The organism is Paraburkholderia sp. BCC1885 (assembly GCF_900996235.1).
GTDB lineage: Bacteria > Pseudomonadota > Gammaproteobacteria > Burkholderiales > Burkholderiaceae > Paraburkholderia.
This window is the reverse complement of sequence record NZ_CAAJGM010000066.1, coordinates 134,059-154,841: the sequence shown is the minus strand read 5'-3', so window position 1 is coordinate 154,841 and position 20,783 is coordinate 134,059. Positions and strand designations below refer to the sequence as shown.

Sequence of the window (20,783 nt, the reverse complement as noted above, 5' to 3'; positions counted from 1 at the left end):
CGTCACTTCACCGTGAAGGTGTAATGCCCCTGCGTGCGATGCCCGTCCTCCGCCACCGCGACCCACGCGACCGTGTAGTCGCCCGGGGTCAGCGCATTCAGGCCCACGGACATGTGCTTCCTGTTCGACGCATCCACCACGGCCTTGCCGCTTGTCACCGGCTTGCCCTGCGCGTCGGTCACGGTAATCGAGCTAAAGGCCGGCTCGAGGCCGTCGTCGAAATCGATCGCCACATCTTTCTGCGAAGCGGCCACGGTGGACCCGGCGGACGGCGTCTGGTGAGTCGGATAGGCATGAGCGTGCGCGAGTTGCGCGACCGTCAGCGTCAGCGCGGCGACAAGGCCACGTGCCAGAGATGAATTCATGAGAGCGTTTTTCATGTTAGTTGAAGAGCGGTTTGCCAAGAGAGTTGGGGAAGATGTCGTCGAAATACAGATGTGCGTCGAACAGCACGCCAACGTGATTGCCGCTCAGACGATTGACCGGAATCTGCGCTTCGATGCCGAACTGGCCGTAGCGGTTGAGCCAGAGAAAGCCCGGGTTGATGGTGCCGGTGGTTTGGCCGGCGCAGGCCCCGGAGGTACAGGTGCTCATGGGCGCTTCGACGACGAGGAACAGGTTGTTGAAGGGCTGCGGAATGCCGAGATCCTTCACCTGGTTCTGCAGATACGGAATGCTGTATTGGAGCGTGAAGCCCCAGCCGAACGAATTCGGGCCGTTATCGGACGATGCCGTGGTGAGATTCGGGCCCAGTTCGCCGGTGACCGCGAACGGCCGCAGGTAATTGAGCGACGCGGGCAGATCGCCGAAGCCCTTGCCGAAGAACACTTCCGGCGTGAAGGTCGAAAACGAATTGCCGATCGAGCGCGCGCCCGTGCCGCCGATTTCCGTCTCCAGGCCGATCGACGTCATGAATTCATGCCGCGCGTTGGCGTAGAGCAGGTATTTGACGCCCACGGTGACGTTGTCCCAGCCCTTTACCGAGCCGCCGTTCGGGTCGTTCTGGCTCACGTAGTCGCTCGATACGCTGAAGGCGAGGTTCTTCGTGATCAGCTTGTCCCATTCGTATGAGACGGTGTTGACGTTCATGTCGTTACCGTTGTCGTCCGGGGTTTTGATATGGCCGAACTGGGTGTCGAATTCGTCGCCCACGCCGGGGTCGTCGACGGTTAGCGTGGCGGGAAAGACGCGGTCGCCAACCACCGCGTGGGCCGAAGCGCCAGACGAACTGGCGAGACACGCGGCGCCGGCGGCCGCCATGAAGGCGGCGCGCGCGGGTGCGGCGCGTCGTTTGAGAAACGTGCGCATAATCTGGTTGTTCTCCGATCGTCTTGATCAGTCGCGGCGCATAGGTGCGGCGACATTCCGCGACTGCTCGCGCAGCGCGGATACGGTTCGTGTGCGGATCGAATCAGGAGAAAACGGGCGGCGCACGCGGCTGGGCCGCGCTGTAAAAGAGGGGGACGTAGGCCGCGTGACGCGCGGCGGCAATCGGTGCGCGCGCAACCGACGCTTCGGCCGCGAACACACTGGATGTACCCGGCAGCACCGGCACGTGGGCGAGCAGGCCGCAATACGCGCAAGCCTGCCAATGGTAGGCAGGGGAGGACGGCAAGGATTTGCTGTCTTGCGCGACCGGGCTGTTGGCCGGAGCGGCGGAACAGTAGGTTGCAAGTGCGTCGCCCAGCCGGTCATGTGCTGCGAGCGCCTGCGAAACGGTCGGCGCGAGCGTGCTCATCAGGATTGCAAGCAATCCCAACCAACTGCCGATTTTCTGAAGGCGTAGACGAAGCATGGCGTGCGTCGAGCGCGAAAGGGGGCGACGATTGGCGCAGATTATGCCATGCAGGCCGCGATGAACCTACGCGGGAATCGCATGCCCGGCATCCGCAAACGATAACGACGCGAGGTGCGGCGACGCGTAGCGTGCGTGCGCCGTGGGGTCGTCCGCATACGCGCCGTGCCGTTTCGTAGGAAGATTGCGATTTCGGTTCTTTCGTTATGGCAGCATTTTGGTCGCGAGCGACGGTCAAACTGTTGCTGAAAGGGGCGTTGCCCGGGTCGCGGCTGCCCGGCGCTGAAATAGTCGAAAATCATTTCTGGCGGCGGCAGGGAATAAATCGCCGTTGCTTAGCGTTTGCATGATTGGCCGCTGCCGCGCTCGATACCGGCGCCGACGTTTTGCTGCTTTTCGCTGCTTCCTTGCGGATTTCATTTCAAACGGCTTTCGCATTCACGCATTATTTCGGACGGAATTACCGATGAGCACTCAGGCCAACTCGCCCCTCGCCGACACCGCCAGCCCGCTGCCAGCCGCGCGCTATACGCGCACGGCCATGGTGCTGCACTGGATCATCGCGATCCTGATCATCTGCAATGTGGTGCTGGGCTTGAGCGCCGATTCGCTGCCTGACGACTGGGTGCGTCCGGTGATCGACACGCATAAGTCCATCGGCATCACCGTGCTCGGTCTGGTGCTGCTGCGGATCTTGTGGCGCGTGTCGCATCGGCCGCCGCCGTTGCCGGCCGCGTTCCCCACGTGGGAGCGCGTCGCCGCCCACCTCGCGCACTTTGTGCTGTATCTGCTGATGATCGGCCTGCCGTTGTCCGGTTGGCTGCACGATTCGGCCTGGAAAGATGCGGCGACGCATCCCATGCATCTGTTCAACGTGATCCCCTGGCCGCGCATTGGCCTCGTGATGAACCTCGACCCGGCGCTCAAGGAAACCTTGCATGACCGCTTCGGCACCTTGCATACGTGGCTCGGTTACGCGCTGTACGCGCTGCTCGCCATGCACGTGGGCGGCGCGCTGAAACACGAGTGGATCGATCGCAAGTCGGTGTTGAAGCGCATGATGCCTGGAAAGCGCTGACTTTCCGCAGCACGCCCGATCCGCAAGTTTGACCCGCAAGTGCTTGACCCATAGAACCCATAATCAACCCCGCAGTATCGACGGATTCAGTTGCTATTTTGAAGAGAACTCTGGAACAAGCATTGGCGCTGGCCTCGCCGCGTATCGTGCCGCGCCCCGCCACGTTGTTGAGCACGCTGATCCATTTGAGCGTCGTGGTGCTGTGGTTGCTGCTCTTTGCGCGGGCGTTTTTCCTGCAAGGCGTGGTGGCGTGGTCGACCGGGATTGTCTACGTCCTCTACGACACGTTGCTGCTGGTGTTCGTCACCGTGAAGACGCTGCCGCTGATGCGGCCCCCCGTGCCGCTCGATCCCGCATCGGACCGGCGCAACTTGCCGAGCATGGGCGTGATCGTCGCCTCGCACAATGAAGCAGCCGTGTTGCCCATCACGCTCGCCGCGCTGCTGCGGCAAACGCACGGCCCCGCGCAGATCGTGATTGCCGACGACGGTTCGACCGATGGCACCGCCGCGCTCCTGACCGGCCGCTTCGGCCTGACGGCAGCGCCGGACGGCCGTCTGAGCGCGCCGAGCACGCTGCACCCGAACCTGTACTGGCTGCGCGTGCCGCACGGCGGCAAGGCGCGCGCGCTCAACGCGGCCATCACGGAGATGACCACGGACACCGTGATGACCGTCGATGCCGATACGCTGCTCGATGACGACGCCACCTACGCGATGCGGGTCGCCTTCGCTGATCAGCCGAAGCTGGTGGCCGCGGCGGGCATCCTCGTGCCGGTGTGCGCCAAAACGGTTTCGGGGCGGGTGTTCCAGTGGTTTCAGACCTATGAGTACATGCGCAACTTCATCGCCCGCTTTGCGTGGATGCGCGCCGACAGCCTGCTGCTGATCTCCGGCGCGTTTGCCTCGTTCAAGCGTGAGGCGCTCGTCGAAGTGGGCGGCTTCGACCCGCAATGCCTGGTGGAAGACTATGAGCTGATCCACCGGTTGCGCCGCTATTCGGTCGACCACGGCCTCGGCTGGGACGTGCGCGTGGTGGGCAATGCGCAAGGCCGCACCGACGCGCCCGGCACGCTCGGCAGCTTCCTGCGCCAACGGCGCCGCTGGTTTGCGGGATTTTTGCAGACGCAATACTGGAATCGCGACATGACCGGCAATCCGCGCTACGGCACGCTCGGCATGCTGATGCTGCCGGTCAAGGCGATCGACACCATGCAGCCCATCTACGGCCTGACGGCGTTCGCGCTGCTGCTCGGCTTCCTGTTCGGCGGCCATGGGACGCTGGTGCTGTCGATTTTTGGCGTGATCGGCGCCAAGATCGTCATCGACCTGGCCTTTTACGTGTGGTCTATTCATCTATACCGCCGCTGGACCGGTCAGACGGTCGGCTCGAACCTGGTGCTGGCGGTGGTGGCGGCGATCGTCGAGCCGTTCACGTTTCAGTTGCTGCGCCATACCGGCGCGCTGATGGGCTGGCTGCACTTTTTCCGCGGCGGCCGCGTGTGGGGCACCCAGCACCGTTCGGGGCTGGTGGCGCCTGACGAGGGTTAGCGCGTCAGGCCGTGACACTGGGCGTCCTGAGTGACTTGGGCGGTGGCCGGCGCGGGGTCTAAGCCTCGCCCGTCGAGCCCCGCAGATGGCCCGTTTCACGCTCCTGCCAGTTTCTCGCCACCCTCCCGGCGGGAAATCCCATGTAATGTGAAAAACATTGATCGCGCACCTTCTAGTAGACTGACTTCCTATGTCGGTTCCCGTGCAAGTTACGGGCCTACCCAGATTTCAGACTATAAGGAGGCGTCGCCCATGCATGTAGTTCCTTCGCTGGACAGCAGCACCATCGATGCGCCTGCCGAAACACCGGTCGAAGAAGCAGCCGGTGAGACATTTGCCGAGGCGCAAAGCGGTGCGCCTGTGCGCGATCTGCGCCGCGTCCCCATCCACCCGGATTACTGGTATCCGCTTGCGTGGTCACGCGAGCTGAAGCGCGGCAAGGCGCACGGCGTCACCTTTGCGGGTGAGCCGATCGTGCTGGTGCGCACCGAATCCGGCGCGGTGTTCGCGCTGGAAGACCGCTGCGCCCACCGCCAGGTGCCGTTGCACGGCGGCGTGGTGGACGGTGAGAACATCCGCTGCTGTTATCACGGCTGGACTTACGATTGCTCGGGCCGTTGCGTCGACATTCCCTATCTGGGCAAGGACCGTTTGCCCAACGGCGTGCGCTCGTACCCGTGCCGCGAGGAACAGGGGCTGATCTTCGTATTTCCCGGCAATCCCGCGCTGGCTGAGGAACGCGCATTGCCGCCGCTCGCCTCGGTGGGCGACAAGGCCTACAAGACGCGCCGTTTCGGCCGCGAAGTGAAGTGCCACTACTCGTTCATGCACGAGAACCTGATGGACATGAACCATCAGTTCCTGCACCGCAAGCAGATGGGGCAGATGCGCGCGCGTTCGCTGGGACGCCGGCGCGGCGACGACTGGGTCGAAGTCGACTACACCTTTGCGCGTATGGCCGGCGAACAGCCGATCGGCGAGGCGCTGGTGTTTGGCCAGAGCCGTAAGGGTACGCAAGGCGCGGACAAGGACGTGATGACCATCCGCACCCAGTATCCGTATCAGACGTTGCAGATCCGCACTTCGGATTCAACTCTGGTGATGAACCTGTGGATCGTCTACGTGCCGGTGGATGCCGAGCAACGTACCAATCGCACTTTCGGTCTGTTGTCGATTCGCAAACCGGGCATTCCGGTTCTGCTGGATATGGCGTGGCCGCTGCTGGTCTGGTTCACCGAGCGGATTTTCAAGGAAGACCGCTGGATTGTCGAGCGTGAACAGGAAGCGCACGACCGCCAGGGGGCGGACTGGAATCACGAGGTGTTCCCGGTGATCAACGAACTGCGCGCCTTGCTGCGCGAATGTGGTGCGCCGCCTTCGGCCGGTCACTTCAAGGGCGTGCGGATCGGGCCTGCCGAGGCGACGACCTGACGCCGTTGGCCGACGCGCGTTCGGCGGCGGTCTCCGTTTCATTGTTTGTTCACGCGGATGCCGGTCTTTGACAGACCGGCATCCGCGTTTGTTTTGGGTTGCGCATTTCTGCCTTTGGCCGCCTGCTGTTTGCGCACCAATCTGCAATTCATCCGAAAAGCACTCCCTAATGTCCGTTGTCGGCGACTGAAATTGACTTAACTAAGGGCCGGGGCTTTAGCAATTCACGTTCCCGAGTCTTACATTCCGCATTCCATTTCAGGGCTTGCCTAAAAGGCCGGTTACCCGCAGTTCTTTGAACAATCAACGGCAGGGTTGCGCAAATGAAACGCCTACTCTCGATGCTCGTTCCTATGGCGGGGGCAATGTGTAGTACTGCTAACGCTCAAAGCAGCCTGACGATCAACGGAACGACCTACACCTATTGTGCGGCGGAGAACCAGCGATGCTCGTTCACGGGCAGTGCGCTGGTAGTGTTCGGCACGACGAGTCCTTCGCTGATGTACGACATTAATGGACCCTTTACGAACGGCGTGCAATGTCAGAACGGTGTGGTCTCAGCGAATGATCCTGCGTATGGCTATGCGAAGAGTTGCTGGTATGGGCCGAGCGCGACGCCAACTCCCACGCCGACCCCCACGCCAACTCCCACCCCGACGCCGCCAGGTATGTTCACGAAATGTGCGACGGAGAACGGGCTATGTGCGTTTGTTGGAACAAAGCCGGTGACGTATGGAGGTAGCACGACCGCTAACAATGTGACGGAAACGTTTGCTAACGGGGTGACCTGTTCCAACACTGCCTTTGGAATCGATCCTGATCCGGGTGCTTTGAAGAGTTGCTGGATTCCTACGACGGTGACACCGACACCGACACCGACACCGACACCGACACCGACACCGACACCGACACCGACACCGACACCGACACCGACACCGACACCGACACCGACACCGACACCGACACCGACACCGACACCAACGCCGACACCGACACCGACACCAACGCCGACACCAATGCCAACGCCAACGCCAACGCCAACGCCAACGCCAACGCCAACGCCAACGCCCGCAGGCTCCATCACCTGCGCAAAGCCCACGATTGCCGCAACCGGCACACCCAACGGCCTGATCGCAGCCGACACACCATCCACGGATGGCACCCGCCTATTTGCCGAAGCCAGCGCCTTCCCGGTGTCGTTCATCACGGCAGCGCCTTCGTCGGACACCGTCGTATGGTCCATGCAGGACCAACTGGGCAATATCAAAGGCAGCGGCTCGTTCGCGGTCCCAGGCGGCACGCAGACCAGCACGATGTCGTGCAACGCGGCCGTCTCCGGCTATTTCGCTCTCACCGCGACGCTTTCCAAAGCAGGGGGCGCCTTGCCTCAAGCCGGCACGCGGCCCGCTGGAATCATAACGTTCGGAATCCTGCCTAATTTGTCCGGCACGATTCCGGCTGTGGCGTATGCGTATCAGGAGCAGCATCGCTTCGGCATGCAGGGTTTCAACGACAACGGTCCCATGCTGACGGACCTCGGCATCTCGCAGACCATCGACAACCGCCAGCTCGCCGTGATGGAACCTGACGCCGCCAACACCTGGACGCCGTCGCTATCCGACCTCGATCCGTTCTACACGAGCGGGCGCATCATGCGGCTGATCCGTCTGGACGGCATCCCGGCATGGGCGAGCCCAACCGGCGCCTTTGAGGACGACACTAATGCGCCGATCAGCGAGACCTACTATCAGAACTTCATGGCGCGGGTGGGAACCGATTCGGCAGCGATTCGCGAAGCCTACTTTCCGAACCAGCAATACGACTACTACCAGGTGACGTGGGAACCGCAATGGGCCGATTCCGCCGCCAACTTCGTGGCTATGTATGCCGCGGTCTACAAAGGCCTGCACTCCACGGATTCCAATGCAGTCGTGATGGGCACGACCAACGCCTTTCCGGGCAATTGCGCGTCGCAATGCACGCAAGGCTACTTGCAGACTTATGTTCCGCTCGGCCTTGGCAGTTATATCGACGGCGTGACCACGCATAGCTACTACAACGCCGGGACGTATCCGGCCCATCCGCCCGAACAGTACGACACGGACCCGAATCCCGCCAACGTCGCGAATGCGTTGGATCAGCAGTTGCGCGCGCTACGCGCCGAAATGCAGTCGTTCAAGCCGAACATGCGCCTGTGGTCCACGGAGCTTGGCATCAGTTACGATGCGGGCGCCGCTTACGGTCCAAGCTATCCGCCGGCTAATCAGTTGTACGGGCAGGCGGCGGTCGCGATACGCGCGCACCTCATCATCCTCGGCGAAGGGGCGCAGGTGACGTACTTCTTCTACGGTGCGGACTATCCATCCGAAATCGGCGAGGGTACGTTCTTCGATATTGTCGATCCGCAGGGGCAATACGGCGCCACCAATCTGAGCCCCAAACCCGAAGCGCTGGCGATGGCTGCGTTAACTCGCGTGATCGACGGCACGCAAACGCTGGGTCACCTCAACGGCTTGCCGTCGATGGTGTATGGCTATGCGTTCCAGCAACTTAACGGCGGCTCCGTGATCACCGCACTGTGGACGCACAACAATGCCGCGTGGCCAACCTCGGCAGGCACGTACAGCGCCACTTACAGCACGACGTATGCGCTTACCGTGGATTCGGCGGGGACGAGCGGACATGTGACGGTGATCGACATGATGGGCAATCCGTCCTCGGTGGCATACAGCAACGGCGTGGTGAACCTGACGCTGACGGAATCGCCGATCTACGTGGTGTCGTCCAATGTGGCGGCGATGCAGAGCAATGTGACTGCGCCAGTGGGATATGTGGGGCAGTAGCGGTACGAGTGACGAACGCAGACGTGAGTTATCATGGAAGCCTACGTGACTGGCGAGGCAAGATGGGTCACCATCGGGAAGCGTAGAAATTCGACCGCCGTTCGCCTGGGCATCCTGATCGTTCTCTCTGGAGACTTCCGATGACTGCCCCGATATCTATTCTGAATTTTTCAGCCCGCTTCTTTTCATCTTCGTCACCCGCGCATCCGCGTGACGCCGCATTTCCCTTTCATTGCATTCGTGTGTCGCGCGTAAGCGGCAATATCACTGCAATCGTCGGGAGATAAGATATGGACAACCAATCAAAATGTCTGCTCCTGGACGGCAAGGCGGTCGCGGCGCTGGATGAACATGAACTGACCGCGCGCGTGGCCGCGCTCAAGGCGCGAAATGGCAGCCGCACGCCGATTCTTGCCACCATTCTGGTCGGCGACGATCCGGCTTCCGCCACCTACGTGCGTATGAAGGGCAACGCATGCCGACGCGTCGGCATGGATTCGCGCCTCGTTGCACTGCCTGCCAGCAGCAGCACGGATGAAGTCCTCGCTGAGATCGACCGTCTCAATGCGGATGCGGACGTACACGGGATTTTGCTGCAACATCCGGTGCCTGCTCAGGTCGACGAGCGCCGCTGTTTCGACCGCATCTCCATGCTCAAGGACGTCGACGGCGTAACGAGTCACGGTTTCGGGCGCATGGCGCTCGGCGAGGCGGCGTTCGGTCCTGCTACGCCTACCGGCATCATGCGGTTGCTCGCTCACTACGGCATCGAACTGGCGGGAAAGCGCGCGGTCGTGGTCGGACGCAGCGCGATTCTGGGCAAACCGATGGCGCTGATGCTGTCGAACGCAAACGCGACGGTCACCTTGTGCCACTCGCGGACCATGAATCTCGAAGCGGAAGTGCGGCGCGCGGAAATCGTCGTGGGTGCGGTGGGCAAGCCGAGGTTCATTGCCGGTCACTGGATCAGCGACGGCGCGGTCGTGGTCGACGCCGGCTACCATCCTGGCGGCGTCGGCGATATCGAACTCGACGGCCTTGCCAGCCGCTGTGCGGCCGTCACGCCGGTGCCGGGCGGCGTCGGTCCGATGACCATTGCGACGCTGATCGCACAGACGGTGGACGCGGCCGAGCAAGCCATGGCTTAAACGGCTCGGCGTGATTCGCGCGCAGTCCGCAGATACGCAAACCATTTGACCAAAAATTTAACGCACGTTAGCATCGCCTCATGATCTCCGCTAACCGCTCCCTCGTCCGTTTTACGCGCGCATGCTGTCAAAGCCTGCCAGAGGGAGCTTGCGTCTAGCGCGTCGTTTGACGTCACGTCCGAGCAAGTCCTGATGGCCACCCGTTGAAAACCGGTGGCCTTTTTGTTTTTGTGCTTCCCGATACTGCCGATATTCACCACACGGAAATTCCGATGGCTCTTGTTCTGTACGACACCTGGTCACGCACTGTGCGCCCATTCATTGCCTTGCAGCCCGGTCACGCGGGTCTGTACTGCTGCGGACCGACCGTGTACGACCACGCGCATATCGGTAATCTGCGGACGTATGTGTTCGAGGACGTGCTGCGGCGCGTCCTTGTGCTAAACGGCCACGAGGTGCGGCACGTCGTCAATATCACCGACGTCGGTCATCTGGTCTCCGACGCCGACGAAGGCGAAGACAAGATGGAAAAGGGCAGCCGGCGCGCAGGCGCATCGGCCTGGGAGATTGCCGAGCGCTACACGCGCGCCTTCATGAGCGACTGGCACGCGCTCAATTTATTGGAGCCCACTCTCTGGTGCCGCGCAACGGACCACATTGCGGAGCAGATCGACTTCATCGCGGAATTAGAGCAAAACGGCTACACGTACCGCACGAACGACGGCGTGTACTTCGACACCAGCCGGCAAGACGACTACGGTTATCTGGCGCGTCTCGACCATGCGGGTTTGCAGGCCGGCAAACGCGTGGCATTGGGCGAGAAACGGCACGTCACCGACTTTGCGTTGTGGAAATTCAGTCCACCTGACACGACACGTCAAATGGAATGGGACAGTCCGTGGGGACGTGGATTTCCAGGCTGGCATATCGAGTGTTCGGCGATGTCCGCGAGGTATCTGGGCTCGTGGTTCGACATCCACTGCGGCGGCGAAGATCACATTGCCGTGCATCACAGCAATGAGATTGCGCAGACGCAGGCTCGCTACGGTACACGGCTTGCCAACTTCTGGATGCACGGCCACTTCCTGACGCTCGACGCTGCGAAGATGTCCAAGTCGAGTGGCGACTTCCTGCGTCTGCAGAGTTTGACGGAACGCGGCGTCGATCCGCTGGCGTACCGTTATCTATGCCTGAGCGCGCATTATCGAAGCAAGCTGCGCTTCAACCATGAGGCGCTCGATGCCGCGCAAGCCGCGCTAGACAGATTGCGCAAGGCGTATGCGAGCTGGCCCGCAGGCGGTACGGCGGATGCGGACTACGTCGCACGCTTTAATGCGGAGGTCAATCAGGATCTCAACGTACCGCGCGCACTGGCTGTCCTGTGGGAGGTCGTGCGAAGCGATTTGCCGGTGGCCACGCGACGCGCCACGGTCGACGCATTTGAGCCCGTGCTGGGCTTGCGATTGGCGCAGTGGCGGTTAGATGCGTTCGAGATTCCGGCTGATGTCACGACGCTGGCGCAAGAACGCGAGAAGGCTCGCGCTGCTAAAGACTGGGCCGAGGCTGATCGTCTGCGAGAGATCTTAAGGACCCAAGGGTGGCAGATTAAAGACGGCGCTGACGGACAGCAGTTAAGTCCGCTCGATTAGATCGACTAGCAAGTCAACTGTATGGGGAGTGCGCTACGATCGTTGCCTGCACGCTGCGTGTCTATGCCGGATGATTTTGGGCAGCCAAAACGACGTCTTGAACGATGCTCCATACATGAAAAACGCCCGCACCTTCTTCGACCAGCTCAACCAGGACTACCTGACGCTCCATCGAAAGGAGGGCGAGCTTTTCTGGCTGACGCACACCGGCCAAAGCGATGATCACGACGCGCACGGCGCAGCTGGACTCGCGCGTAAAACTTTCCTCGCCGATCCGCAGCATCTGGCGCAAAGCCGCGAACATCTCGCGAGGCTCGAAGCCGCCGCGCCGTCGGCCGAGCGCGATGCGCTGGTGACGGGGCTGCGTGGCTGGATCGCGACCTTCGAGGGCAACGCGATGGACGGCGAACGCGCCGCGTCGTTGCTGGCGGAATTGATGGCGATGGATGCCGACCTCTTTGCACGTCGCCAGGCGTACAAGATGCATCACGTAGGTGCATCGGGGAAAAGCGAAGAAGCCTCGCCCTCCGCACTGCGTGCAAATCTGGCGTCCAACCCGGACGACGCCGCGCGCCAAAGCTCGCACGACGCATTGCAAGGACTCGAACGCTGGGTGCTGGAAAACGGTTTCCTCAAGATCGTCGCGACGCGTAACGCATTGGCGCGTGAGCTCGGCTACCGCGACTTCTTCGAGTACCGCTTACGCACGCGCAGCGGCATGAGTCCCGAGCAACTCTTCACCATCTTCGACGAATTCGAGCAGAAGACCCGCGACGTGCATTTCGCATCGTTGAATCGCCTCGTCGCGCAACATGGCGACGCAGCCTTGCAACCGCACAATCTGCCGTACCGGATGCGTGGCGCAGTCATGCAGCGGGCGGACGACTACTTCCCCTTCGGCAAGGCGCTGGAACGTTGGGCGGAGTCGTTCCGACGGCTGGGTGTGACCTATCGCGGCGCGCGGCTGGAAATCGATCTGCTGGACCGGCCAGGCAAGTTTCCGACGGGGTTTTGCGTGGCGCCCACGGCTTGCTATCGCGACGACAACACCGGCTGGCTGCCCGCCGACGTCCGTCTTACGTCGACAGCACGTCCGCGACAAGCCGGCGCGGGACTGCAAGGTATCAACGTGCTGTTCCATGAAGCGGGGCACGCCGCGCATCTTTCGAATGTGACGCTCAATTCGCCCTGTTTTTCGCAGGAATTCACGCCGACCGCGCCCGCGTACCTCGAAGCACAGGCGAAATTCTTCGAAGCGCTGCCGGGCGACCCGTGCTGGATCAAACGATACGCCCGCAACGCGGCAGGCGAGCCGATGCCCGATGAGATGATCCGCGAACGTGTCGAATCGATCCAGGTGTTTCGCGCTTATGGCGAGCGACGCGATCTGATACCCACGTACTTCGAACAGGCGCTGTACGCCATGGACGATGCAAAGCGCACGACGGAGTCGGTGCTCGAACTGGCGCGCTCGTTGACATTGCGCATTCTCGGCGTGCCGGATTTCACGGCCTATGTGCTGACCACGCCGCATCCCATCTATCACGACATCGCCGTGTATTACCACGGTTATCTGCTGGCGAAGATGGCGGCATCGCAAACGCGCGAGTATCTGACGCGCAAGCTGGGTTATATCGTCGACAACCCCGCAGTAGGACCGTTGCTCGCGCAACATTGCTGGGCGACGGGCAACAGTTTGACGCTCGATCAAACGGTGCGAAACATGACGGGCGAGCGGTTGACCTCGTCTTACCTGGCGCAGGAATGCAATCGTTCGCCGCATGAAGCGTGGGCGCTCGCGCAGGAGGCTGTCGAGCGGGCCGATCGCATGGCGAACGCGAGTGCCGGGAGCGACGGTGACCTCGACGCATCGATTTCGATCGTGCACGGCGCGCAATGCATTGCGACCAATGACGAATCTTTGGAGGCGATGTACGCCGCGTTTGAGGCCTGGATCGAGTGCACATAAAACTTGTGTCAATCGGCGTGATCGATTATAAAAACATATCCCGGTCACGAGCCGGGACAACGACTGTCTAACGTTCACTCGCGGAGGATGCTATGTCACCGTTAAACGTAATGCCGCACTAATTTCCCCATCTTCTACGCAGCACGCGTGGTCTTTTATTGGCCGCCCCTCGCCGTGTTGCGCAGTGTGCCTTGCCTTTTTCCCGCTTTACTCTGCTTGCACGCGTCGTCGTTGCGCCGTCCCACGGCCGCCGCCGCGCTTTATGCTATTGAGCGCTTCTGAGCCTGCTTCGCCCGGCGTTTTGCCGCCTGGATAGAGAGGGCCCCAGACATTCCCTCGTCTGATGCAACGGCTGATCAGAGCCGCGGATGACGCACGCCTGCTGGATTTGCGCAGGCCTGTGCGTCGCGCGACAAGCGTGAATTTTCCATGGATTGCAAAGCAGAGATGAAACCTCAATCTACCTTGGCCGCTAAACGGCAGCGCGATGCAACGCGGCGCCGAGCGACCGCAAGTGTTCCCGAACGCCCGAGCCTGGACGCGCTGGAAGCGCGTTGGAGCGAATCCTGGCAAACGCAGCAGATCTACCGCTTCGATCGCCAGGCGCCGCGCGACGACGTTTTTTCAATCGATACGCCGCCGCCCACCGTCTCGGGTTCGTTGCACGTGGGCCACGTGTTTAGCTACACGCATGCGGATATCATTGCCCGCTATCGGCGCATGACCGGCAAGAGCGTTTTCTATCCAATGGGATGGGACGACAACGGTTTGCCGACCGAGCGGCGTGTCGAGAATTTCTACGGCGTGACATGCGATCCAGACGCGGCGTATGAGCCGCACTATCGGGAGCCCACCGAACCGGCCGCACGTCGTGCGGAATTTGCGCGGATCAGCCGGCGCAACTTTATCGAACTGTGTCATAAGCTGACTGCCATCGACGAACGCTCTTTCAGAGATCTGTTCGTGCGTCTTGGCATCTCGGTGGACTGGAGTCTTAACTACGCTACGATCGACAACCGGTCGCAGCGTTCAAGTCAGTTGGCATTCCTGCGTAATTTGCAGCGAGGCGAATTGTATAGCCAGGATGCGCCGTGTCTATGGGACGTCACGTTCCAGACCGCGGTTGCCCAGGCAGAACTCGAAGATCGAGAAATCGCCGGCGCGTACCATGATCTTTGTTTCAGCGGCCCGAACGGCAGGTCTGTCGTGATTGCCACGACACGCCCTGAGCTGCTGCCGGCTTGCGTCGCGCTGGTGGCTCATCCCGACGATGCGCGCTATCGTTATCTGGTGGGAAGCACGGTGCGCTCGCCGCTATTCGAGGCCGACGTGCCGGTTCTGGCGCATCCGCTTGCGGAGCCCGCGAAGGGTACAGGTCTGGCGATGGTCTGCACCTTCGGCGATCTCACCGACGTGATCTGGTGGCGCGAACTCAAGCTGCCGACGCGCTGTGTGATCAGCAAAGACGGGCGTCTGCAGGACGAAATGCCGGCATGGCTCGAGTCACCGCGAGCCCGACAGGCATATGCGCGCCTCGCCGGCGAATCCATTGCACGCGCCCGCAACCGGATTGTCGAACTGTTGACGGAAAACGGTGCTTTGGCCGCGCCCCCACGGCCGATCATGCATAGCGTCAAATACTTCGAGAAGGGCGATCGTCCACTGGAGATCGTGGCCACGCGGCAATGGTATTTGCGCAGCGGCGGGCGGGACGATGCCTTGCGCGCGCAATTGCGTGAGCGAGGCATGCAACTGAACTGGCATCCAGAATATATGGCTGCACGCTATGACAACTGGGTGGCGGGGCTGAATAGCGATTGGCTGATCAGTCGGCAGCGCATATTCGGCGTGCCGATTCCGCTGTGGTATCCGCTCGATGCGAGAGGCGAGCCTGACTACAGCAAGCCGCTACTGCCGCATGAATCCGCGTTGCCGGTCGATCCGCGCTCGCATGTTCCCGTGGGCTATGACGAGGCGCAGCGTGGTCAAGCGCATGGTTTCGTGGGCGAGGCCGACATCATGGACACGTGGGCCACCAGTTCGCTGACGCCGCAGATAGCAGGTGGCTGGCAGGAGCCGGACGGATGCTTCGCGAACATCTTCCCGATGGATCTGCGTCCGCAAGGCCACGAAATTATTCGCACCTGGCTGTTCTACACGATGGTGCGCGCGGAGTTAGAGACGCACACCGCGCCGTGGCAGCACGCCATGCTGTCCGGCTGGATTCTCGATCCGGCCCGCAAGAAGATGTCCAAATCGAAGGGCAACGTGATCACGCCGATGGCGTTGCTCGACACCTACGGCTCGGACGGCGTGCGTTATTGGGCGGCGCAGGGCGGCCCGGGCACGGATACGGTCTTCGAAGAAAAGCAGATGAAGGTGGGCCGCAGGCTTGCACTCAAACTGCTGAATGTGTCGAAGTTCGCGCTGGGTTTCGGCGGCGACCCGCACGGATGCATTACCGAAGCCCTCGATCACGCCATGATGCATCGTTTGACGGCCGTGGTTGCGGACACAACGAATGCGCTGGAGGCGTTCGAGTACCACCGCGCCATCGAACACACGGAAAGTTTTTTCTGGTGGTATTGCGATGACTATGTCGAACTCGTAAAGGGTCGGGCCTATGGTGAAGGGGCGAAGGCCGAGTCGGCCTGTCATGCCCTGGCGGCATCGCTCTCGGTGCTGCAGCGGTTGTTTGCGCCGTTTCTGCCGTTCGCCGCAGAAGAATGCTGGTCCTGGTGGATGGAGGGATCGGTGCATACGGCGCCGTGGCCCATCGTTGAAACGTTCGATACGTCAAGCGCAGATGACGCGATTTCGTTCGCCCCATTGATCGGGATGGTGTCGGAAACGTTAGGCGAGATTCGTAAAGCCAAATCGGAGGCCAAGCTGTCGATGAAGGCTGAGGTGCGGCGAATCGTGATCGAAGGCTTGCCAGGCCAGCTAGCGCTGCTTAAGCTCGCACAGGGCGACTTATGCGAAGCAGGGCAGGTCAGCCAGTGCGAAATGCGAACGGCAGATTTGTTTCGTGTGCAAGTGGAGCTATCCTGAGCGGCCCGGCACTCAACCTCGGAATCACTTATGTATCCATCAATCGAACCCTATAAGCACGGCTTTCTCGATACTGGCGACGGACACCAGGTCTACTGGGAGTTATGCGGCAACCCCAACGGCAAGCCCGCCGTGTTTCTGCACGGCGGCCCTGGCGGCGGCTGCAGCCCGGATCATCGCCGCCTGTTCGACCCGGCTCGCTACAACGTGCTGCTGTTCGATCAGCGTGGGTGCGGCCGTTCCAGGCCGCATGCGAGTCTCGACAACAACACGACGTGGGATCTGGTGGCGGATATCGAACGGTTGCGCGAGATGCTGGGGGTCGAGCAATGGCTCGTGTTCGGCGGGTCGTGGGGCAGCTCGCTTGGTCTTGCTTATTCGGAGACGCATCCGCAGCGGGTCAGCGCGTTGATTGTGCGCGGCATCTTCACGATGCGTCGCGCCGAACTGCTGTGGTACTACCAGGAAGGTGCGTCGTGGCTGTTTCCCGATCTCTGGGAGGGTTTCCTCGCGCCGATTCCTGTCGAGGAACGCGGCGATCTGATGGCCGCGTATCGCCGCCGCCTGACCGGCACGGACGAAGCGGTGAAACGCCAGGCCGCGCGCGCATGGAGCTTGTGGGAAGGCCGCACCATCACCTTGTTGCCCAGCCCCGAACTGGAACAGCACTTCAGCGAGGACGATTACGCGCTCGCTTTCGCGCGGATCGAAAACCACTACTTCGTCAATGATGGCTTCGTCGAGGAAGGGCAACTGTTGCGCGACGCGCATCGTCTCGCGGATATTCCCGGCGTGATCGTGCAGGGCCGTTACGACGTAGCCACGCCGGCACGCACCGCGTGGGATCTGTCCAAGGCCTGGCCGAAAGCCAGTTTGCAGATCGTGCCTGACGCCGGGCATGCTTATAACGAGCCCGGCATTTTGCAGGCCTTGATTGCGGCGACGGATCGGTTTGCGAGCTAAAGCGGGCGGGTGCGCGTTGCAGCCTTAGAGCTGCGATATCCGTGCAAAAGTCCGCGGATATCGCAGTGCCACGCGTTCGCGGTGACGACTTCAGGACTTCGCTTGAGCGCGGATCAACCGCACGCCCCAGCCCGTGCGGATCGTGCCGTCGCTTTGCTGAATGTCGGCGAGCGCCTCGATGAAGCGCTTTTTCAGACGCGCTTTGGCTGATGCCGAGAGCCGGTCGACATCGTAGGTCTCGGCCAGCGAGCCCCACAATTCGTCGGGAAGCGGTTCCCAGGCGATATCCAGATCTTCGAACTGTGGATTGTCGAAATCGCGCTCGAGCAGTCCGGTCCAGCCTTGCGCGCTACGGGTGCGCGCATCGCCGAAGTGGAGTGACGTAGCGTCTTCCCGCAGAATAGGCAGGAGAACGCTGAGCAAAACCTCTTTCGCTTCACCTAGCAAAAAGCTGCGTCCGACGATCGTAGCGAATTGCCCGCGCGGACGAAGCACGCGGCGGATTTCCCCGATCACGCGCTCGATATCGTCCATCAACATCAAGGCCATGTGCGACAGCACACAATCGACGCTGCCCGTTTCGATGGACAGTTCCTGCGCACGCTCTTTAAGCAGCACGACATCGGCCGGCAGCGCGGCTCGCGCTACATCCAGTTCGCCCTGGCTCATGTCGACACCGATCAGCTTTAGCGCGGGCCCCTGGCCATTGCGCAGCAGCTTGAGCAGATGTCCGTCGCCGCAAGCAAGATCGAGGACCGTAAGCGGCCCTGTCGATTCAGGCACGCACGCTGCGAGCGCCGCATAGGACGACGCATATTCGGCCACGGGGGAACGCGCACGATGAGGCGCAAACGCGGTGGTCGTCGCACCAGGCTGACGCCGATGAAAGTCCTGCAGATACGTTTCGACGGGGGACAACGCTGTCATGCGTAATGGCTCCAGGCAAACAGAGGACTCAATCCGGGTCGAGATTCCGCGGCAACTCGCCAAGCTGGCGGAACACGGCAAGCCAGTCTTCGAGATGCCATGTTTTTGCCACCCGGTCGTCACGCATCTGGTGAAAAGAATGAATCGCGAACGTGATGTGCTTCGAGCTGGCGGCAATGCCCAGCAGTTGCCCGGATTGCGTGCCGCCGACCTCCGCGCGCACGCCCACGCGATCGCCGTGAATCAGCAGATCGAGAATCTCGATGTGCATATCGGGAAGCGCGGTGGCCAGATTGTGGAAGATGGGAATCATCTGGTCGGGCCCAGATGTCGCGCCGCGCGGCTCGGGAAGGTATTCCCAATCGGGCGTGACGACGCTTCGCAACAAGGCGATATCTTTGTTTTGGATGGCCTGGTAGAACGTCTTGATCGCTGTCTGCGCGACCTGTTCGCTTGGGCTGACGGTCATGATCGACGACTCCTGAAGAATGCTGGCTGAACGCATCGTAAGAATGCACTGCGCGCGCGTGATCAGGCAAGCAGTTTGCGAACAGAGCGTCCGCAGCGATCAATTGAGCATCGACTGACGTCAGCCGCCGACCAGCGACATGCGAACCATGGGATAGACCTTACCCGATGCCGACAGCCGGCGCGGCGTCGCGCGAAGTTCCGAGTAACGGTCGTCGCGGTCGATCCAGCGTCCGCGCACGGCCGACGCCAGTTGCTCGACGGAAGCGCTCTGCGTCAACCAGGGCCGGAGGTCCGTGCCGTGCGTGGCAAAAAGGCAGGTATAGAGTTGACCGTCCGCCGAGACGCGGGCGCGCGAACAGGATCCGCAAAACGGCTGCGACACGCTGGCGATGAAGCCGACTTCGCCTCCGCCATCCGCGTGGCGATAGTTGACGGCGGTGCCCGTCGGTTCGCCGTCGAGCACGGGCGTCAAAGGAAATTCCGTTTCGACGATGCCACGTGCTTCGCGCGCCGTGACCACCTTGGTCTTCGACCAGTCGTCCGCGCCGCCGACATCCATGTATTCGATGAAGCGCACGGCGACGCCGCTGCCCTTGAACAGCCGGACGAGCGGCAGGATCTGATGGTCGTTGACGCCGCGTTCGATGACCGCATTGACCTTAAGCGGCGCGAGTCCAACCGCTCGGGCCGCTTCGATGCCATCCAGAATCCGCGACACCGGCATGTCGACGTCGCTCATGCGGCGGAATACGGCGTCATCCACTGCGTCGAGGCTGACGGTCACGCGATTGAGGCCGGCGTCGCGCAACGAGCGCGCCTTGGCGGCCAGCAGGGAGCCGTTGGTGGTCAGGGCGAGCTCCATCGGCTTGCCGCTCGCAGTGGTCAGTTTCGCGAGCTGTTCGATCAGGGATTCGAGCCCACGGCGCAGCAGCGGTTCACCGCCGGTAATGCGGATTTTTTCTACGCCGAGCAGCGCGAATGCTTTTGCGAGCTTGACCATCTGTTCGAACGACAGACGTTGCGCGGAAGGCAGGAACGGGTAATCGGCGCCGAAGACGTCGCGCGGCATGCAGTATGTGCAGCGGAAGTTGCATTGATCGATGACGGACAGACGCAAATCCCGCAGCGGACGATTGAGCTTGTCGAAGGCGGGCGTATTCTCGCCGAGGGCTCCGCGATGGCGGAGTTCGGTATCTGCGGCGATGGGCGCGTCGATGAGGTTCACGATCTATCCGAAAGTGGCCCGCGCGCCCGGAATGGAGCGGCGCCAAGCCCGTGACTATCCGGTTAGCAGGATACTGTGTCCCTTCTGTGCACGGGACGCACAGTCTGAATCAAATTCAGGGAGTACAGTTTTTGGCGCGGCGCGCTGCAGCAGTTCGAGCAGCAGCGAATCGAGCGGGTTGACTATGCCCTGGCGGCACATCAACTGACGATAGTCGCAGATCGACAGGCACTTGCGTTGGCCGTCCTGTACAGCGCGATCAGGAAGACGTGTCGCGCCTGCTTTGCTCCTCGACGGTGTAGATTGCCTCGGGCGCGACTTCCAGCCGGGCTTTGGGGATCGGGTCGCCGCTCGCATCGGAGAAGCCATACGTGCCGTCCGCAATCTTCTGCAGCGCCCGCTGGATGTCCTGAATGCGGCGATCGTTCACGTCATGTAGTGCCTGGTTGATTTCGTTCTGCGTCATGCCTTGCGCGGTGTCTTCGAATTCGGCGGCTTCTTCGCCATGCTCCTGTTCGTCGGCGCGCGCGTTTGCGATGGTGTTTTCCTCGCCGCCCAGCAATTGCCGGCGCATGGCCTCGAGGCGTGTGCGTTGTTGCGCGATGAACTCCGCGCTTAAGGCAGCGGGACCGGACATGGTGTGTCTCCTGGGAGCGTGGCGCTTGCGGCCCTTGCGCGAGCGA

At 61.7% G+C, this 20,783-nt stretch carries 17 protein-coding genes and 1 riboswitch; of the genes, 9 read left to right on the top strand and 8 right to left on the bottom strand.

Annotated features, from left to right (window positions below):
- Positions 1-2: 2 nt before the first annotated feature.
- The 3 genes from FQ755_RS05860 to FQ755_RS05850 form a co-directional block, all read right to left on the bottom strand.
- A complete protein-coding gene (locus tag FQ755_RS05860) occupies positions 3-365 on the bottom strand; it encodes a copper resistance protein CopC (protein WP_144152007.1) in 363 nt (120 codons plus the stop codon).
- A 16-nt stretch (positions 366-381) separates the two neighbouring features.
- Complete coding sequence (locus tag FQ755_RS05855) at positions 382-1,308, bottom strand: hypothetical protein (RefSeq protein ID WP_144152004.1); 927 nt, start codon at positions 1,306-1,308, stop codon at positions 382-384.
- 103 nt (positions 1,309-1,411) lie between these two features.
- Positions 1,412-1,795: a DUF2946 domain-containing protein gene (locus tag FQ755_RS05850; protein ID WP_144152001.1), complete on the bottom strand. Its 384-nt coding sequence runs from the start codon at positions 1,793-1,795 to the stop codon at positions 1,412-1,414.
- Positions 1,796-2,261: 466 nt separating this feature from the next.
- Here FQ755_RS05850 and FQ755_RS05845 point away from each other — a divergent pair, with 466 nt between their 5' ends.
- From FQ755_RS05845 to FQ755_RS05835, 3 genes are all read left to right on the top strand, one after another.
- Positions 2,262-2,873: a cytochrome b gene (locus FQ755_RS05845; protein ID WP_144151998.1), complete on the top strand. Its 612-nt coding sequence runs from the start codon at positions 2,262-2,264 to the stop codon at positions 2,871-2,873.
- 98 nt (positions 2,874-2,971) lie between these two features.
- The gene (locus tag FQ755_RS05840) at positions 2,972-4,423 is read left to right on the top strand and encodes a glycosyltransferase family 2 protein (RefSeq protein WP_144151995.1); all 1,452 of its coding nucleotides are present in this window, start codon (positions 2,972-2,974) and stop codon (positions 4,421-4,423) included.
- A gap of 252 nt (positions 4,424-4,675) precedes the next feature.
- A complete protein-coding gene (locus tag FQ755_RS05835; protein WP_144151992.1) occupies positions 4,676-5,854 on the top strand; it encodes an aromatic ring-hydroxylating oxygenase subunit alpha in 1,179 nt (392 codons plus the stop codon).
- An 849-nt stretch (positions 5,855-6,703) separates the two neighbouring features.
- On the opposite strand, the gene FQ755_RS38620 is transcribed toward FQ755_RS05835, so the two are convergent.
- Positions 6,704-6,919 carry a hypothetical protein gene (locus FQ755_RS38620; RefSeq protein ID WP_186308426.1) on the bottom strand — a complete coding sequence of 72 codons (216 nt, stop codon included), beginning with the start codon at positions 6,917-6,919 and terminating at the stop codon, positions 6,704-6,706.
- A 137-nt stretch (positions 6,920-7,056) separates the two neighbouring features.
- Between FQ755_RS38620 and FQ755_RS05825 the strand changes: the two genes are divergently transcribed.
- The 6 genes from FQ755_RS05825 to pip all read left to right on the top strand — a co-directional run bounded on the left by FQ755_RS05825 (position 7,057) and on the right by pip (position 17,477).
- On the top strand, positions 7,057-8,697 hold the full coding sequence (locus FQ755_RS05825; protein ID WP_144152097.1) for a hypothetical protein: 1,641 nt from the start codon (positions 7,057-7,059) through the stop codon (positions 8,695-8,697).
- A gap of 35 nt (positions 8,698-8,732) precedes the next feature.
- Positions 8,733-8,815: riboswitch (ZMP/ZTP riboswitch) on the top strand.
- A 172-nt stretch (positions 8,816-8,987) separates the two neighbouring features.
- A complete protein-coding gene (locus FQ755_RS05820; RefSeq protein ID WP_144151989.1) occupies positions 8,988-9,845 on the top strand; it encodes a tetrahydrofolate dehydrogenase/cyclohydrolase catalytic domain-containing protein in 858 nt (285 codons plus the stop codon).
- A gap of 272 nt (positions 9,846-10,117) precedes the next feature.
- Positions 10,118-11,494 carry a cysteine--tRNA ligase gene (cysS, locus tag FQ755_RS05815; protein WP_144151986.1) on the top strand — a complete coding sequence of 459 codons (1,377 nt, stop codon included), beginning with the start codon at positions 10,118-10,120 and terminating at the stop codon, positions 11,492-11,494.
- A gap of 115 nt (positions 11,495-11,609) precedes the next feature.
- The gene (locus FQ755_RS05810) at positions 11,610-13,463 is read left to right on the top strand and encodes a M3 family metallopeptidase (RefSeq protein WP_186308425.1); all 1,854 of its coding nucleotides are present in this window, start codon (positions 11,610-11,612) and stop codon (positions 13,461-13,463) included.
- A 447-nt stretch (positions 13,464-13,910) separates the two neighbouring features.
- On the top strand, positions 13,911-16,514 hold the full coding sequence (valS, locus tag FQ755_RS05805) for a valine--tRNA ligase (protein WP_144151980.1): 2,604 nt from the start codon (positions 13,911-13,913) through the stop codon (positions 16,512-16,514).
- A 30-nt stretch (positions 16,515-16,544) separates the two neighbouring features.
- A complete protein-coding gene (gene pip / locus FQ755_RS05800; protein ID WP_144151977.1) occupies positions 16,545-17,477 on the top strand; it encodes a prolyl aminopeptidase in 933 nt (310 codons plus the stop codon).
- Between the two features lie 90 nt (positions 17,478-17,567).
- Here pip and FQ755_RS05795 read toward each other — a convergent pair whose 3' ends face one another.
- From FQ755_RS05795 to FQ755_RS05780, 4 genes are all read right to left on the bottom strand, one after another.
- Entirely contained in the window at positions 17,568-18,404 is an 837-nt protein-coding gene (locus FQ755_RS05795; protein ID WP_144151973.1) for a class I SAM-dependent methyltransferase, read from the bottom strand.
- Between the two features lie 28 nt (positions 18,405-18,432).
- The gene (locus FQ755_RS05790) at positions 18,433-18,873 is read right to left on the bottom strand and encodes an ester cyclase (protein WP_144151970.1); all 441 of its coding nucleotides are present in this window, start codon (positions 18,871-18,873) and stop codon (positions 18,433-18,435) included.
- 120 nt (positions 18,874-18,993) lie between these two features.
- On the bottom strand, positions 18,994-20,079 hold the full coding sequence (gene moaA / locus FQ755_RS05785; RefSeq protein ID WP_260858348.1) for a GTP 3',8-cyclase MoaA: 1,086 nt from the start codon (positions 20,077-20,079) through the stop codon (positions 18,994-18,996).
- Positions 20,080-20,359: 280 nt separating this feature from the next.
- A complete protein-coding gene (locus FQ755_RS05780) occupies positions 20,360-20,737 on the bottom strand; it encodes a TraR/DksA family transcriptional regulator (RefSeq protein ID WP_144151964.1) in 378 nt (125 codons plus the stop codon).
- Between the last annotated feature and the right edge of the window lie 46 nt (positions 20,738-20,783).

Excerpts from the sequence above, each read along its gene's own strand:
- FQ755_RS05860 (WP_144152007.1), bottom strand. The coding sequence starts at position 365 with ATGAATTCATCTCTGGCACGTGGCCTTGTCGCCGCGCTGACGCTGACG.
- FQ755_RS05855 (WP_144152004.1), bottom strand. The coding sequence starts at position 1,308 with ATGCGCACGTTTCTCAAACGACGCGCCGCACCCGCGCGCGCCGCCTTC.
- FQ755_RS05850 (WP_144152001.1), bottom strand. The coding sequence starts at position 1,795 with ATGCTTCGTCTACGCCTTCAGAAAATCGGCAGTTGGTTGGGATTGCTT.
- FQ755_RS05845 (WP_144151998.1), top strand. The coding sequence starts at position 2,262 with ATGAGCACTCAGGCCAACTCGCCCCTCGCCGACACCGCCAGCCCGCTG.
- FQ755_RS05835 (WP_144151992.1), top strand. The coding sequence starts at position 4,676 with ATGCATGTAGTTCCTTCGCTGGACAGCAGCACCATCGATGCGCCTGCC.
- FQ755_RS05820 (WP_144151989.1), top strand. The coding sequence starts at position 8,988 with ATGGACAACCAATCAAAATGTCTGCTCCTGGACGGCAAGGCGGTCGCG.
- cysS (WP_144151986.1), top strand. The coding sequence starts at position 10,118 with ATGGCTCTTGTTCTGTACGACACCTGGTCACGCACTGTGCGCCCATTC.
- FQ755_RS05810 (WP_186308425.1), top strand. The coding sequence starts at position 11,610 with ATGAAAAACGCCCGCACCTTCTTCGACCAGCTCAACCAGGACTACCTG.
- valS (WP_144151980.1), top strand. The coding sequence starts at position 13,911 with ATGAAACCTCAATCTACCTTGGCCGCTAAACGGCAGCGCGATGCAACG.
- pip (WP_144151977.1), top strand. The coding sequence starts at position 16,545 with ATGTATCCATCAATCGAACCCTATAAGCACGGCTTTCTCGATACTGGC.
- FQ755_RS05795 (WP_144151973.1), bottom strand. The coding sequence starts at position 18,404 with ATGACAGCGTTGTCCCCCGTCGAAACGTATCTGCAGGACTTTCATCGG.
- FQ755_RS05790 (WP_144151970.1), bottom strand. The coding sequence starts at position 18,873 with ATGACCGTCAGCCCAAGCGAACAGGTCGCGCAGACAGCGATCAAGACG.
- FQ755_RS05780 (WP_144151964.1), bottom strand. The coding sequence starts at position 20,737 with ATGTCCGGTCCCGCTGCCTTAAGCGCGGAGTTCATCGCGCAACAACGC.